Here is a 15,188-nt window from a genome sequence, read left to right as displayed (position 1 = left end):
TTTCGGGATTATTGCACTACTCCAGACCATCTCGATACACGTGTGCAACGCGGCTACTAATCTGATGATAAACCTTTTGATGCCAACCATTGGCGATCGAACAAACGCGACTGATACCGAGCTCCACCGTCGCAGAGTACCGTCACAATCCTATGTCCAGGCCCCATTTGCTTAGCCAAAGCCACAGCAGCCCCCACATTAATCCCCACAGAACCCCCCATAAATAAGCCTTCTTTCCTCAGCAATTGGTAAACCACGCGGACAGCTTCAGCATCATCAATTTGGATAGCATCATCTACGGAGACATTCTCCATATTTCCAGTAACGCGACTCGTACCAATTCCCTCAGTAATCGAACTACCTTCAGTCTTAATTTCTCCTGTTTTGAAATAACTGTAAAGCCCGCTACCCATCGGGTCTGCCAAAACAGCTTTTATCGCGGGATTTTTTAATTTCAAAAACATTGATATACCCGCAAAAGTGCCGCCCGTACCCGTCGCAGCTACCCAAGCATCAATTTTTCCGTCGGTTTGTTCCCAAATTTCCGGACCGGTTGTCTCGAAATGAGCTTGGCGATTGGCTAAATTGTCAAACTGATTTGCCCAGACGGCATTCTCCATTTCCGCAGCCAATCTTCCCGACAGTTTGACATAATTATTCGGGTCTTTGTAAGGAACAGCAGGAACAGTCCGAACTTCGGCGCCCAAGGTTTTCAAAGCATCGATTTTTTCTTGTGATTGGGTATCAGGAATCACAATCAAACACTTGTAACCTTTAGCGTTGCAAATGTGTGCTAAACCGATGCCCGTATTGCCGGCAGTGCCTTCAACAACAGTTCCCCCCGGTTTCAGCAAGCCTTTTTCTTCAGCGTCTTTGATGATGTACAAAGCAGCCCGGTCTTTGACGGAACCGCCGGGATTGAGAAACTCTGCTTTGCCGAGAATTTCGCAGCCGGTTTCATCGCTGAAGCTGTTTAATCGAATTAGTGGTGTGTTACCGATTGTGCCTACAAAGCCGTTTTTGATATCCATATTTTTTGATTGTTTCTATACTATATAATTCTGACAATAACTTTGATATTTCGTGCTAGCAGTTTACCAAATTTTGCTCATATTTAGCACAAATCCCGGCAAAACTGGGTCGCCACTGACTGTCACCGGATTCTCCAAGCATTCCTCTGGCAAACTGGGACGGTAGATGTAGACTCTGCGATTTTTGCGGTCAATCAGCCAGCCTAACTGCACTCCTGGTTCCCTCATATATTCTTGCATCTTTTCTTGTAGCGACTTAAGATTGTCAGACGCAGACCTGAGTTCTACTACAAAATCTGGGCAAATCGGGGCAAATTTTTGCTTTTGTTCGGGTGACAAAGCATTCCATCTTTCCAGTTTAATCCAAGCAGCGTCAGGCGACTTTTCTGCACCTGTTGACAAAGTAAATCCTGTACTGGAAGTAAATGCTAAGCCTGTACCATTTTGTTCAGCCCAAACCCACAGCGGCCCAAATATATTGCCTTCTCGATTTCCCGTCTCCGAACCAGTAGGCGGCATAATTAGCAGTTCTCCCGATTTGTTGCGTTCAATCCGTAATTCACTATTGATTTGACAGAACTCGAAAAACTCGTCCTCTGTCATTTGCAATTTTGGCGGTACTCGCAACACGATTGTTGGTGACAGCATTTTGCGTTTCCTCTAATTTCAATTGTTCAGACAATAGGATAATTTTTGGGTTCGTAGTGAGGACTTCAGTCCTCAAAAAAGAGGATTGAGGACTTTAGTCCTCACTACGAACCAGTCGGTAAATTTAACTTATTTATTCGGTTGAGGAGTCATCCGCAAATAAGGCTTAACTGGCGTGTAGCCTTTGGGAAATTTCTCTGCCAACTCTTTCGGGTCGGTAATCGAAGGTACGATGACGCAATCGTCGCCGTCTTTCCAGTCAACTGGAGTCGCAACGCTGTATTTGTCAGTAAGTTGCAGAGAATCAATTACCCGCAAAATTTCGCCAAAATTCCGACCAGTGCTCGCTGGATAAGTAATGCTCAAACGCAATTTCTTCTCCGGGTCAATCACGAATACTGTGCGAATTGTTAAGTTGTTCAGCGAGTTAGGATGAATCATGTCGTAAATGTCGGAAACTTTACGATCGCCATCTGCTAAAATTGGATAATTGAGAGTAACTTTTTGAGTTTCCTCAATATCTTTAATCCAGCCCATGTGAGAATCCACATCATCGACGCTGAGGGCAATGGTTTTGACGCCACGCTTGTCAAATTCAGACTTGAGACGGGCCACTGCACCGAGTTCGGTGGTGCACACTGGAGTATAGTCTTTCGGGTGGGAAAACAATACCACCCAGCTATCGCCGGCCCAGTCGTAGAAGTTGATTTCCCCTTCAGACGAGGCTTGGGTAAAGTTGGGAACTGTATCGCCTAATCGCAGTGACATAACTGGTTTCCTCTAATTTTATTTAACGACGGTTCTCTATCATCCCATAAGTGCCCGGTTTCTCGATCGCACTGTAAATGATTTTAAACTTTTTGGTCGATCGCCGACCAATACCATTACTGTAATATATATGAGAGTTTTACCCTAAATTTTGTTGCTATGCTGTACTTTTTGCTGAAGACAATACAGCCTGTTTTAGTTCCCGTGTGTTGTGTCTGTGCCTGGGGTTTAGTTTTTTTGGTGTGTTCGAGTGTCGGGCGTGCTGTCGGCGACTCAATGCACAGAGCTCAGCGGATGCACCAAATTCCTTGTGCTAACTGCGTGTTTTTCACTGGCGACTACCACCTCAAGTGTCCCGTTCAACCTACAATAGCTCTATCTGAAGATGCGATCGACTGTTGTGATTATCGATCGCATTCGGGAACTTACGGTTAAAAAAATCAGCCGTCGCTTGACATATTTCTTAACATTTCTCGCTATTTCGATTAAACTTAAGTTGCGATCGAGAGATTTTCAGGAGTGTATAAAGAATGATAGTTCAAAAGCTAAACGGTTGCGACGAGTTTATAGCGGGTGACGGTACTCAACTGCGAGAATTGCTGCATCCAGACAAACAAGCTGTCGAGTTGCGTTACAGTTTAGCCCACGCCACCTTGCCACCGGGAGAAACTTCCGCGCTGCACTCCCTGACCACTTCTGAAGTTTACTACATCATCAGTGGCGTTGGGGAGATGCACATCGACGATGACACTCAATTGGTGGAAGTCGGAGATGCGATTTACATTCCGCCAAACGCCAAACAGTTTATTTACAATTGCGGCACAGAACCGCTAATATTTATTTGTATCGTCGATCCGGCGTGGCGAAAGGAAGACGAGACAATTTTTCAGTAAGGTGTCGAAAAATCTGTTTTAACAATAATAGCTTTAACAATAACAGCACCCAGCCATATGTACCGAGTGATTTCCTCTTTTTGCAACTTCGATGCGGAGTTGCAAAAATCCTAGGATTCACTTGCATTGCTCCCCTCTAATTAGTTGAGGAAGTATCAGCTTTGTTGGTGGGTGCTGTTATTGATTTTTGATGAGACAGATGTGAGATTAAACAGCGTTTTACTCCTTTGATTCTATTTTGAACTTCGCTGTGATATCTAGATGTTGCATCTGTCGGAAAAGCTTTTTGTTTGCTTCATGTTATTAATCTACCACCTTTTTCTAGAAGTGCAAGCACCTGCAACTAAACTTTACAGATGAAGGAAGACGGAAGTTCGGCAACGAGCAATGTACGGGATGTAACGGATGTCGGGGAGAAGGAAGACGGAAGAGGGAAGACGGAAGACAATCTTCTATGGGTAGAGATATTGAGGAGGAATTATGAAGTTAAATGAAGCATCGAGCTTTCTGAATGGGCGGCTAAAATAGTACAGTTCGGCTATGGCTGCTACTACGAGAAACAGAGATAATATTTGTATGAAAAAAACCAAACTCATCAAACTGTGCGCTTTATCGCTGAGCATTTTCCTGCTGTGTAGCAGTATCGTGACAGCGGAACCGATTGCGAAGCCTCAACCGCAGCAGACTTACACTAACCAAGAGATTCTGCAACAGTTGGTGAAGGCGAAAGTCGTGTATCTGGGAGAAACCCACGATAGCGTTGCCGACCACCAAGCTCAACGGGCGATTGTTCGAGAAATGCAGCGGCAAAATCGTAAAATTGCGATCGCGATGGAGATGTTTCAGCGTCCGTTCCAAAGTGCGATCGACAACTACTTAGCTGGTAAACTGACAGAAGAGCAATTAGTCGAGCAAACAGAGTACGATCGCAGATGGCGTTTTCCCTGGGAATATTACGCCCCATTTTTGCGGTTTGCCAAAGAAAACAAATTGCCAGTCCTAGCCTTAAATACACCATCGGAAGTAACGAGAAAAGTTGCCTCTCAAGGCTTAGAAAGCCTCACAGCAGAGGACAAAAAATATATTCCGCCAATTTCCGAAATTCGCACCGACAACGCCGAATACAGGCAAATGCTGCTCGAAGTTTTCCAACAGCACCAAAAGGCTGCACAGGGAAATAGTACGGCCTTTGAAAGATTTTTGCAAGCTCAAGTTTTGTGGGATGAAACTATGGCGGAAAAAATCGCTGAATTTGTCAAAGCTAACCCGGATTATCAAGTTGTGGTGTTGGCGGGGAAAGGACATATTATGTTCGGTTACGGAATTCCCAGCCGCGTCGAGAGGCGCTTGGGAGTCGGAAATGTAAAAATGCGATCGGTTTTATTCAGTTCAGCTACAGATACTCCTTTGTCTGCAAGCAAACCCATGGCTGACTTTGTTTGGAAGCACTTGGAATAGTACAATTTTACTCGCAAGCAATAATCGGGAACAGTCAATGACAAACACACCAAAAATACTTGCATTTGCCGGAAGTACCCGGGAAGCGTCCTACAACAAACTGCTGGTAAAAGTTGCGGCTGCTGGGGCTAGGGCGGCGGGCGCAGAAGTTACTTATGTAGATTTGCGGGATTTGCCGATGCCACTATTTGATGAAGATTTGGAAGCAAAAGAAGGAATACCAGAAAATGCCCGGAAGTTGAAGGAATTGATGGTAGCACATCACGGGTTTTTGATAGCTTCCCCGGAGTATAACAGTTCGGTTACGGCTTTGTTGAAAAATGCGATCGACTGGGTATCGCGCCCAGCCCCGGGAGAACCAGGATTGGTGGCATTTACTGACAAAGTAGCGGTAATTATGAGCGCTTCCCCTGGCGGATTTGGCGGTATGCGGGGATTGGTGCATTTGCGATCGATCCTAGGTAATATTAACGTGTTCGTACTCCCGGATCAGAAAGCCATTCCCCAAGCTTTTCAAGCATTTAATGCTGATGGTACGATGAAAGATCCCAAACAGCAGGAGTCTGTGGAGAATCTCGGCGCTAAGTTGTCTAATGTGCTGTCGAAATTAATCGCGTGAGGTGATTAATTAATTTTGCAGTAGGGACGCAACAATGTTGTGTCCCAATCTCAGTATCTGTGATTTTGCTGGCTGCATCAAGTGAGATTCATAGAATAAAACCCTTGAAATGGCATCATTAAAATTCCCAATATCCGACTAATTTCATTAACAAAAAAGTCTCGCTTGTCAATATAAATTGTACTGCCATTCAACTTAAGAAACTTCCAATCAGTACCTGTAGTCACAGCCCCATAAATACTGGCAATTTGCTCTCCGCTGCGCTGATTAAATAATTGGGCGGCTACCATTTCTGCAATACACTGACCCAAACCAGATTTAATACTTTCATTCTTAGCCTCTGTGAGAGTAATGACGGGGGCGCGAATTTCATAGGAATCCTTTGATGCAGTGAGAATATAATCGCAATAGCCGTTCAAACCTGCTTCTAAATCTACATTGAATTCTGAACCCGAGAAAAAACCAACTTGAAAATCAAATTGCCGCCTGACTTCCAATAATATTGGGGCAATAATTAACTCAGCGCGAGCCTTTTCGGTATTAATTGCCGTAGCTAAGGACAGGTTTTCAGTTAAAGTAGTTTGCAAATAGGAACTTGGCTGTACCTCCGGGATATCGCCAAACAAATCTAAAGGTTCTTCTACGGTTAAATTAAAAGATTCTCTAACTTTCGCTAAAGTTGTAAAATCGCTGTATGCCACAGGTTGACCTCATTGCTCGATTTTGGCGATCGCATTCTCAAATTGCTACAATCATAGTTGATTGCCTGTTATCCTCACCCCCAAATTAACATGACATTCACCGGAGATCCAAATTCAGCACCTGTTTTGCCAACAGCCGCAGAAGCAGCGGTTGCCAAAACCAGCAGCCGCGCCTTAGAATCGCACTTAGAAAATCATCCGTCTGGCGAATCCCTGAAATTGATATTAGATGAAAAAGAGGGCAAAACAATTGACATACCTGCCGCCGCGTTGCCACTGCTGTTAGCGATTTTGCAACAAACAAGTAGCGGCAATACTGTCAAGCTAACTCCAATTACTAAAGAACTTCATATTTATCAAGCAGCCGACATTCTGGGAGTTTCGGATAAATATATGCGGGAGTTGCTGGATGCTGGAAAAATCCCTTACAAGACAGTCAGGAACAGTCGCCGGATACGTTACGAAGATTTAATGGACTATAAAAAACAAAGTTACAAAGAAAGCAGTAAAATTATGGATATGCTTGTAGCTGAATCAGAAGCACTCGGTTTGTACCATTAAAATATGGCAACTTTAACTGTTATTTACGATGCTAATGTTTTGTATTCGGCATCTCTTCGTGACTTGTTTGTAGAGTTGGCAACTACCGACATAATTGAGGCACGTTGGACTGAAGAAATTCACGAGGAGTGGATGAGAAATTTACTTATAAACCGTCCCGATCTAAAATTTGAACAAGTTTACCGAACCAAAAACTTGATGAATGCAAATGTTGAAAATTGTTTGGTACAAGACTATGAGGCAATTATACAAGAATTAAAACTTCCCGATCCGGGCGATCGCCATGTCCTCGCTGCGGCAATTCACTCTCGTTCTAAGTTTATTATTACTTTCAATCTCCGAGATTTTCCCGAAGAAGTTCTTGCGCCTTACGACATTTTAGCGCAGCATCCAGATGATTTTATTTTACACTTGCTTGACCTCAACTGGCAAACAGTATGCAAAGCGGCAGAAAAGCAAAGAATCAGGCTCAAAAATCCGCCAAAAACGCCTGACGAGTATTTGCAAACGCTGGTAGAATTGGGACTGCCGCTGTCAGCAACTCGGATGCGAGAATTGTGTTATGCTGATTAGCCCGATCGCCTACTAAAAATTTATTTAACAGAGATAATAGCGGCTAGGAAGCATACCACCAATTGTACCAGTACCGCATCACCCGATCGACCTAAAAGAAAACCACCCGATCGCACATTGGCACACATAGGCTAGAACAAGCATAATTTAACCATCGGTCATCGGTCGGTTATACTTGTCACAAACAGTATGGCAGGCGTGGGAGACTCCTCCGTCACACCTGCCATGCAGTTTTATTTAATATTAGACAAGATTGCAAAATAATTTTATGCTATAATGAAGGGTTTGGCTTAAGTGGAGCAGATTGCAGGTTAGATCGGCACTTTAAAATTATGAGTTAGCTCTCAGGTCTAAAACTCAAAGCCTTTAATTGTAACTCCGTGATTTTTTTTGCAACAGGTCTAATATGTTCCAGGATAGCGGTCAGTCCATATTTTATGTTCATTAAGATATTCCTGATTTGAAAGGCTTCTCCCGCAACAGTGAGTTTTTTTTCGTTTGTAGCAGCAATTAACGAAAACAACATCTTGAGATACAAATTCAAGCTTGCTCGCGGTATTGTAAACCCGTAAATTTACTAGATTTCTTTGCCCAAATAACTCAATATTTTAAAAGTCTAAGTAATTCTATTTACGCCCCGCTTAAAGTTAGGTTGGTAAAGGTTATTATTTGTTTCCCTTTCTCGACTTTCTCCACAAGTGGACTGCTCCCAATCCCAAAAAGGTCAAAAATGAGGCGAAGGGGGAGGAGTTCTCCGGTACGGGAGTAGGAGGAGATTCGTTAATTTCTAAGGTCACAAGCCCCTCTCCTGAAATAGTTCCATTTCGGGCTTCGGTTATATTGTCAGTTGGGCGAGCATCGGGTATACTGGGCGGCGGGTTGCAGGGGCTAAAAAGCAACTAGATCTGATTCTATCAATCGCTCCGACGATCTATGAAACATCGAAATATAGAGCCTGTATTTTTGGCGATCGCCAAAATTAGTTGACGTGCCATCAGATCGGATGCCTTTTAATATTGTATCTTCATTCTATGCAACTTCATGTAAAATTGGTATTATGGACGATGTATTTTCAGTTTAATGAACAAATACCAGAGGTAAATCAACATAATAGAATCTGTCAAAATTAGCAAAAATAAAACCACCATAGCGGACTGGCGATTAACTCCTGGTTACTTGCATGAAGGTAGGTTAGATTTTGAATCAGCACATATTTTGTTAGGGTATTTCTTGGCAGATAGAAATTCTCTAAATCCACCGGGAGAAAAAGAATTATTTGCTGAAGATGGCATTTTTGAATGGGGACACGCCCAGCCTCTAGAAAAAGTCATAAATTCACGGGAAGATGTGGAGTTTCTGCTCAAAAATCCTAATTTGTTGCGGAACTGTATAACCATTATTGAACCGTGGGAACACGTAGGCGTTAACACTCTCGGAGAAGATGTTCGGGCTTCCAAAAACGTTGCCTACATTGCTCAAAAAGTTGCCGATATCGACTCAGTATTATTGCCAGTTTGGTCAACGGGAATCATCGATCCAGAAATAATTGTTCCGGCAATTACCTGCGGTTATGCCGTAGTAGTGGAAGGAGGCGATCCATCGACATACGATGAATCGACTTGGACAAGTCCAGCCTGTCCGCGAGAGGATATGTTTGCATTAGTGGAAAAATTGCTGATTTCGCGATCGCCCACGAGTGCCCCGGCAATATTCATCTGTGTAGGCCACCAACTGGCTGCTGAAGGTAACATAGGACTGATTCGTCGTGCAGTCAAAGAAGTCCTGGGGATGACATCTTTGAATGGCGATCGCTCAGGTATTGCTCTGAGATCGTTGCAAGAGGTTGCAGGGCGCATCGAAGCAATAGGTAAGACTCTTCAAGTTAAAAAACGTGATGGGCGGGTTGTTGCCCAGGGCTGGAACGATCGGCATTTTGCGGTGACGCGCAATGAATCGAAGGAAGTTGGCGATCGCGTGTTGTTACCCTATCAGTCTCCAGACGGCGATGCCTTAGATATTCCTTGGGAACTCATCCATGCCCACTCTGTAACAGCAGATGCACATGAAGGTGTCATTGACACGACGATTCAATACGAGCATGAAGTATCAATTTCGATGTTTCACTCAGATGAAGTCAACTCGATGATTGTTGTGGGATGGGCGTCCCGCCCGTCCTTTCTGCACGGGCGGGACGCCCATCCCACAAATTTGCTTAAGTTATTTAATTTCTATTCCTAACTGGGCTTACCGAAGTATTCATGACGCCCTTATTCCTTATCGGCATTTGATAGCTGGAAGTCCTCTGTCATGGCTGATACAACTGCCTGATTCTGTGGAAATTCTTTGTTCGACAGCAGCTAATGGCGAAATAGTTACAGAATGTTCGGCTACGTGCATTAACTACAAAGACTTTGAAGCCAAAAAAATTCGACGTTCTTTTACTTGCCAGTTCCATCCAGAATTGCTGTCAGATTTGCGTGCGATCGGTAACAGCGAAGCTCCATCATATGCAACTTTGAAGAATGATGATGGTGTCCGCTTATTTGTACGACTACTGTATGCAGGTATGCAAGAGTAATGCTGTTAGCTTGCTGTCTTTTGGGAGATGAAGATGACAATTGAACTGAAACTATAGCCTTTCAAGCGAAAGATGATGTATGCTAAGTTATGCTACAACCCTTACACCACCAACCTTTTCAGATCAAGATTCGTCCGCGAATCAATGTGAGAAAGGCTATATCACAGCAACAGATCATCTTTTGAGCGTTCAATCACTTATTTTGAATTGAGCGCTCATCAGATACACTAGATGTTCGCTCACAATTCAAAACTATCGATCGACCCCTGCCAGTTTTTCTGCTGGAGCCGATCGCAAATTTTCACTTTTTGATTCGCCAAATATTGCTGAAATTCGGGTTTTTCAATGTCGCTGCGCCACAGGATAGCAGCATCTTCTCCTGTGTCTGCGTAGTATCGCTTTCGCCGTCCTGCTTCCTTAAAGCCAAATTTGTGGTACAGAGACAGTGCGACTAAATTAGAGGCTCGCACTTCTAAAGTTGCCCTTTCTAACTGTCTGCGGTGTGCCGATTTTAGCAAAGTCCAAAGCAGAGCTTGTCCCAAACCCTGACCTTGAAAGCGCGGATCGATCGCCAAAATGGTAATGTGAGCTTCTTCTAAAATTACCCACAGACAACCGATACCGATGAGCATTGGGGGAACTTGTAGGGGCGGTGGATGGTGCGTGCGGGCCCGAATCTGTAGGAGCGGTGGATGGTGCGTACCCGCCTGGTTGTGAGCTGATTCAGAACCCTCAGTTTCCCATGTCCACAAACCCAGTAAATCGCTATTAGGACTGTCTAACTCGCGCCTGTAGCCTTCGATCGTCCAAAGTCCGCCAAAACAGAGGCGATCGAGCTCTACTGCACTGTTGAGGTGTTCGGCGGCGAGATGTTTGATTCCGAGAAAAGGCACAGGGGATTTTAGATTTAATAATTACTCAAAAGCATCAATCTGGGCGCTGATGACCCAATTGCTTGCCGTCAATTGTACACTGGAGAACACAGTAAGGATAGTTATTGCGCGATGGTATTAACTCAATCTATCGAAAAAGTGGAATCTGGACTTCAGTATCTGTCTAAGTCTCAAGAACCCAGGGAAAGTCGATCGCCCAATCAAGAGCTTTTACCGCTGACAGCCAGCGTCAACAGTAAGAATCATTTGGAAATAGGAGGCTGCGACGTAACAGACTTGGTAGAGAAATTTGGCTCGCCACTGTACATCTTAGATGAAGAAACGCTGCGGGCGACCAGCCGCCAGTACCGAGAGGCTTTTAAGCGGTACTATCCGGGCGAATCTCAAGTGATCTATGCTTCTAAGGCTTGGAGTTGTTTGGCTGTTTGCGCGATCGCGGCTTCCGAGGGCTTAGGCATAGATGTGGTATCTGCCGGAGAAATTAAGACAGCACTAAAAGCTGGCGTGAATCCAGAAAAAATTTACTTTCACGGGAATAACAAATCCCGCGAGGAAATCGAACTAGCTGTCACCAGTGGCTGCACAATCATTGCAGATAATTTGTGGGATTTAGACAATCTCGCAGAGTTGGCAAAATTGGGTGTCAGTCACAAAGCCGGTGAGCGGATACGAGTTATGGTCAGGTTTACGCCTGGAATTGAGTGTCACACTCACGACTACATTAAAACTGGTCAAATCGACAGTAAATTTGGATTCGATCCCAACTCCCTCAAGGATGTTTTCATTTACCTCAGCAAGCAGCCGTCTTTATCCTGCGTCGGATTACACGCTCACATTGGCTCTCAGATTTTTGAAGTGAAACCCCACCACGATTTAGCAGATGTGATCGTTAAGGCTTTCAAAGCAGCAATTGGGCACGGGTTGAAGCCGACAGAAATTAATATTGGCGGTGGGTTGGGTATTCGCTATACTGAATCCGACGATCCTCCAAGCATAGATGATTGGGCTAAGACAGTCTGCGACGCAATGGTAGCAGCTTGCAACAATAATGAGAAGTTGCCATTACCGAAATTGCTTTGCGAACCGGGTCGATCGCTCGTGGGTTCAGCCTGCGTCACCGCTTATACGGTGGGCGCTAAAAAAGTCATTCCAGGAATCCGGACGTATTTATCGGTAGATGGCGGTATGTCGGACAATCCCCGTCCAATTACCTACCAATCAGTTTATCGAGTCCTCGCAGCCAACAAAATGTCTGCTGAGTTAACGGAAACAGTGACAGTTGCTGGCAAACACTGCGAATCAGGCGATATTCTGATTAAAGATGCTAAGTTGCCAGAGTGTCAGTCGGGAGATATTCTCGTCGTTACGGCTACAGGGGCATACAATTACAGCATGGCTTCTAACTACAACCGAGTCCCCAGACCGGCGGCGGTTTTGGTGAAAGATGGGAAAGTTGACACGATCGTAGAGCGGGAAACTGACGAGGATTTGCTGAGGTTCGATCGCCTTCCTGAAAGACTCGGAACTAAAAAGTAAGAAGTAAAACATAAAAAGTAAAAAGTAAGATGATTCATTGGGATTTCTTGATGATTGTTTTTAAACTTTTTACTTTTGGCTTGTTCAGTCACGCGATTGGAATAACAACTGTTCATGGTTCACGGGTTCGAGTGCATCATAGTTCGCGGTTCACAGGCGGTAAGGTTCGATGAACCATGAACAATCAACAATCTGGCTATGACTTTGGCCTCATTCAGTCCTTATTGATTCAGGCGATCGATATTGGACTGGTATTTGCCCTTGCGTATTTGGTGCTCGTCATTGTCGGGGAGCGCCGGACGCTTTGGATGGTAAGGGGATTTATTATTTTGATGCTGGCGGCGGCGGTGAGTAACTGGGCTGGATTGAGGCTGTTGCACGTGGCGCTCAACAGCTTGGTAACGGGTTCTGCTGTGGCAATGGCGGTAATATTACAGTCGGAGTTTCGCCGATTTCTGGAACAATTGGGTCGGGGGGAAATTATACAATTATTTGGACGCGATCGCCGACCAACTCCCGAACCCGACAGCGTAATAGATGAAATTGTGGACGCAGTAAAAGAACTTTCGCAAAACCGCACGGGCGCTTTATTAATTGTAGAAACAGATTCTCCGATCGACGATCGGGATTTTTCAGTTCCGGGAGTGAAGCTAAATGCGGAAGTCTCTAAGGAATTGTTGCAGACTATCTTTCAACCGCAAACTTTGCTGCATGATGGGGCTGTTTTGATTCGGGCTTCGCGGATCGTGTCGGCTGGGGTAATTTTGCCTTTGTCCGATCGCAGCGCCTCGCGGCAGTTGGGAACCCGCCACCGGGCGGCGATGGGGATTACGGAACGGGTGCAAGCTTGCGTGTGCGTCGTGGTGTCGGAGGAAACCGGTTCGATTTCTCTGGCGCAGATGGGAACTTTAAATCGACCTTTGACTAGCAGCAAACTTAAGGAATTGCTAGAAGCAAAGCTGTTTCCGTCGGAAGGAGAAAGAGTGGTGACTCCAATTCCGATCGGCAATCTCGGACGGCAGATAGGATTGAAGGGAGTGACACTGTTAAAACGGATACTGCGCCGTTAGTCGGGTAATCGGGAGAAACCATGAGTCAAGGAATTTGCTTGGAAAAGTTGCCTGCGGATCTACAACAAGAACTACTGCCTAAGCACATAGCAGTGATTATGGACGGAAACGGGCGCTGGGCTAAGAATAAGGGGTTGCCACGGATTGCGGGGCACCGCCGAGGAGCTAGCGCTCTCAAAGAACTGCTGCGCTGCTGCAAAGATTGGGGAATTCCAGCTTTAACAGCCTATGCTTTTTCGACGGAGAATTGGGGCCGGCCGGCCGGGGAGGTGGATTTTTTGATGAGTTTGTTTGAGGGCAAGCTGCGGCAAGAATTGCGCGAGATGGTGGACGAGGACGTGCAAATTCAATTTATGGGGAATTTGCAGGCTTTGCCGAAGTCTTTGCAGGCGGAAATCGAGCGCTCTGTGACGGCTACTCAGCACAATCGGGGGATTTTGTTTCGGGTGGCGACGAATTACGGTGGCCGCCAGGAGATTGTACAGGCTTGTCGGGCGATCGCCACTCAGGTACAAGAGGGCAAGTTGCAGCCAGAGGAGATTGATGAGGTTTTATTTAAACGCTATTTGTATACTGCTGATGTTTGCGATCCGGATTTGCTGATTCGGACGAGCGGGGAAATGCGGCTGAGCAATTTTCTGCTGTGGCAAATGGCTTATTCGGAAATTTACATTACTGAGACGCTGTGGCCGGATTTCGATCGATCGGAGTTTCACCGCGCTTTGTCTGATTATCAGCAGCGCAGCCGCCGATTTGGCAAAGTGTAACGATTTTGGATTTTGGATTTTGGATTTTGGATTTTAGATTAATTTTTCAGTTGCCAATTAGGTATTGATTCTGAAGTATATTCCTCAATCTAAAATCTAAAAACGATTTTGGATTTTGGATTTTAGATTTTAGATTAATTTTTCAGTTGCCAATTAGGTATTGATTCTGAAGTATATTCCTCAATCTAAAATCTAAAATCGCCAATCTAAAATCAAATTAGGGGCCTGAGAAAACGGCATCTTCAATGTCGTGACGCGAGAGCGAGTATTTGAAGGCTCGCTGAATGTCTTGGCCGTCGGCTCCGGCGTCAATATAGCGGATAGTGAGTTGATCGATATCGAGGGAGAGTTCTGCTTTCCAGGTTGGTCGATCGATCTGCCAGCAGTGGAGTTCTCGCCGATCTTGCTCGCAGCCGCGGCTTTTTAGCCACTGTTCGATTTCTGGGAGTGGATGGCTGTACAAAGGAGTGTCAGCGGAAGGAAGAGTCATGAGCAATTGGGAATGGGGAATGGGGAATGGGGAATTGGGAATTGGGAATTGGGAATTGGGAAAACTGTAGTTAATCTTTAATTTAGAACTTTTAGTTGTCAATTGCCACGAATTAAGCCGATCGCGATCGCCAGTACCAAGCATCCGACTAAAGTAGCCCCCATGATAAATAGAGCGAATATTTCGCCGGGGGACAGAGGGCGATCCGTGGGATCTAGGTAAGCCGAGTTAGAAGTTTTTTTACTCGATCCCGAAACCGGAGTGTTGAAGCCCGGGGGCGACTGAATCACATTCAGGCGAGAATAACCTATTTTGAGGTCGTAGGCGAGGCGGCGTTCTGGGTTGCTGAGGGTGGCGTAGGCGTTATTGAGCTGTTGAAATTTGGCGGTGGCGACTGCGGGTGGCAAGTCGGTAGTATCGGGATGGTAGAGTTTGCTCAGTTCCCGGTACGATCGCCGAATTTCGATCGCGGAGGCTGAAGGATGCAGCCCTAACAAGCCGTAATGACTGGAACCCAAGGGGGTTTTTCCGGGTTTTTTCTGACTTTTGTTTTTCGCAGTTGCCTCGTTTCCTGCCACCGAAGCCCCTCTCTGCCGATTGTT

General features: G+C 45.3%; 19 protein-coding genes. 12 read left to right on the top strand and 7 right to left on the bottom strand.

Annotation, left to right across the window (positions count from 1 at the left end):
- Positions 1-56 precede the first annotated feature (56 nt).
- The 3 genes from JGK16_RS21570 to JGK16_RS21560 form a co-directional block, all read right to left on the bottom strand.
- Positions 57-1,031 (bottom strand): cysteine synthase A, encoded by a 975-nt coding sequence (locus JGK16_RS21570; RefSeq protein WP_293176034.1) that lies wholly within the window; start codon positions 1,029-1,031, stop codon positions 57-59.
- A gap of 63 nt (positions 1,032-1,094) precedes the next feature.
- Complete coding sequence (locus JGK16_RS21565; RefSeq protein WP_293176036.1) at positions 1,095-1,679, bottom strand: Uma2 family endonuclease; 585 nt, start codon at positions 1,677-1,679, stop codon at positions 1,095-1,097.
- A gap of 129 nt (positions 1,680-1,808) precedes the next feature.
- A complete protein-coding gene (locus JGK16_RS21560; RefSeq protein WP_293152832.1) occupies positions 1,809-2,447 on the bottom strand; it encodes a peroxiredoxin in 639 nt (212 codons plus the stop codon).
- A gap of 159 nt (positions 2,448-2,606) precedes the next feature.
- Here JGK16_RS21560 and JGK16_RS21555 point away from each other — a divergent pair, with 159 nt between their 5' ends.
- The 5 genes from JGK16_RS21555 (at position 2,607) to JGK16_RS21535 (ending at position 5,417) form a co-directional block, all read left to right on the top strand.
- Positions 2,607-2,882, top strand: coding sequence for a hypothetical protein (locus JGK16_RS21555; protein ID WP_293176038.1), 276 nt, complete (start codon positions 2,607-2,609; stop codon positions 2,880-2,882).
- A 95-nt stretch (positions 2,883-2,977) separates the two neighbouring features.
- Positions 2,978-3,340, top strand: a complete 363-nt coding sequence (locus tag JGK16_RS21550; protein WP_293176040.1) for a cupin domain-containing protein — start codon at positions 2,978-2,980, stop codon at positions 3,338-3,340.
- A gap of 356 nt (positions 3,341-3,696) precedes the next feature.
- The gene (locus JGK16_RS21545; RefSeq protein WP_293176042.1) at positions 3,697-3,834 is read left to right on the top strand and encodes a hypothetical protein; all 138 of its coding nucleotides are present in this window, start codon (positions 3,697-3,699) and stop codon (positions 3,832-3,834) included.
- Positions 3,835-3,916: 82 nt separating this feature from the next.
- Positions 3,917-4,798, top strand: coding sequence for a ChaN family lipoprotein (locus JGK16_RS21540; RefSeq protein ID WP_293192411.1), 882 nt, complete (start codon positions 3,917-3,919; stop codon positions 4,796-4,798).
- A gap of 37 nt (positions 4,799-4,835) precedes the next feature.
- On the top strand, positions 4,836-5,417 hold the full coding sequence (locus JGK16_RS21535; RefSeq protein ID WP_293176046.1) for an NAD(P)H-dependent oxidoreductase: 582 nt from the start codon (positions 4,836-4,838) through the stop codon (positions 5,415-5,417).
- A 77-nt stretch (positions 5,418-5,494) separates the two neighbouring features.
- On the opposite strand, the gene JGK16_RS21530 is transcribed toward JGK16_RS21535, so the two are convergent.
- Positions 5,495-6,118: a hypothetical protein gene (locus JGK16_RS21530; RefSeq protein WP_293176048.1), complete on the bottom strand. Its 624-nt coding sequence runs from the start codon at positions 6,116-6,118 to the stop codon at positions 5,495-5,497.
- Between the two features lie 90 nt (positions 6,119-6,208).
- Here JGK16_RS21530 and JGK16_RS21525 point away from each other — a divergent pair, with 90 nt between their 5' ends.
- From JGK16_RS21525 to JGK16_RS21510, 4 genes are all read left to right on the top strand, one after another.
- Positions 6,209-6,679 carry a helix-turn-helix domain-containing protein gene (locus JGK16_RS21525; protein WP_293192414.1) on the top strand — a complete coding sequence of 157 codons (471 nt, stop codon included), beginning with the start codon at positions 6,209-6,211 and terminating at the stop codon, positions 6,677-6,679.
- 3 nt (positions 6,680-6,682) lie between these two features.
- Entirely contained in the window at positions 6,683-7,252 is a 570-nt protein-coding gene (locus tag JGK16_RS21520) for a PIN domain-containing protein (protein ID WP_293192416.1), read from the top strand.
- Positions 7,253-8,482: 1,230 nt separating this feature from the next.
- Positions 8,483-9,490: a hypothetical protein gene (locus JGK16_RS21515; protein ID WP_293203395.1), complete on the top strand. Its 1,008-nt coding sequence runs from the start codon at positions 8,483-8,485 to the stop codon at positions 9,488-9,490.
- 94 nt (positions 9,491-9,584) lie between these two features.
- On the top strand, positions 9,585-9,830 hold the full coding sequence (locus tag JGK16_RS21510) for a hypothetical protein (protein ID WP_293176056.1): 246 nt from the start codon (positions 9,585-9,587) through the stop codon (positions 9,828-9,830).
- Positions 9,831-10,069: 239 nt separating this feature from the next.
- Here JGK16_RS21510 and rimI read toward each other — a convergent pair whose 3' ends face one another.
- Complete coding sequence (gene rimI / locus JGK16_RS21505) at positions 10,070-10,723, bottom strand: ribosomal protein S18-alanine N-acetyltransferase (RefSeq protein WP_293176058.1); 654 nt, start codon at positions 10,721-10,723, stop codon at positions 10,070-10,072.
- A gap of 111 nt (positions 10,724-10,834) precedes the next feature.
- Between rimI and lysA the strand changes: the two genes are divergently transcribed.
- From lysA to JGK16_RS21490, 3 genes are all read left to right on the top strand, one after another.
- Entirely contained in the window at positions 10,835-12,259 is a 1,425-nt protein-coding gene (gene lysA, locus JGK16_RS21500) for a diaminopimelate decarboxylase (protein ID WP_293192422.1), read from the top strand.
- A gap of 176 nt (positions 12,260-12,435) precedes the next feature.
- Entirely contained in the window at positions 12,436-13,329 is an 894-nt protein-coding gene (gene cdaA, locus JGK16_RS21495; RefSeq protein ID WP_293176062.1) for a diadenylate cyclase CdaA, read from the top strand.
- A 20-nt stretch (positions 13,330-13,349) separates the two neighbouring features.
- The gene (locus JGK16_RS21490) at positions 13,350-14,096 is read left to right on the top strand and encodes an isoprenyl transferase (RefSeq protein WP_293176064.1); all 747 of its coding nucleotides are present in this window, start codon (positions 13,350-13,352) and stop codon (positions 14,094-14,096) included.
- A 217-nt stretch (positions 14,097-14,313) separates the two neighbouring features.
- Here the strand turns inward: JGK16_RS21490 and JGK16_RS21485 are convergent, their stop codons facing one another.
- Positions 14,314-14,586 carry a DUF3143 domain-containing protein gene (locus tag JGK16_RS21485; protein WP_293176326.1) on the bottom strand — a complete coding sequence of 91 codons (273 nt, stop codon included), beginning with the start codon at positions 14,584-14,586 and terminating at the stop codon, positions 14,314-14,316.
- A gap of 98 nt (positions 14,587-14,684) precedes the next feature.
- Positions 14,685-15,164 carry a J domain-containing protein gene (locus tag JGK16_RS21480; protein WP_293176066.1) on the bottom strand — a complete coding sequence of 160 codons (480 nt, stop codon included), beginning with the start codon at positions 15,162-15,164 and terminating at the stop codon, positions 14,685-14,687.
- Between the last annotated feature and the right edge of the window lie 24 nt (positions 15,165-15,188).

The sequence above is a fragment of the Microcoleus sp. PH2017_09_SFU_O_A genome, from assembly GCF_020738625.1.
Taxonomy (GTDB): Bacteria; Cyanobacteriota; Cyanobacteriia; order Cyanobacteriales; family Microcoleaceae; genus Microcoleus.
Note: the sequence above shows the minus strand (reverse complement) of the source record. Positions and strands in the feature narration are given on the sequence as shown.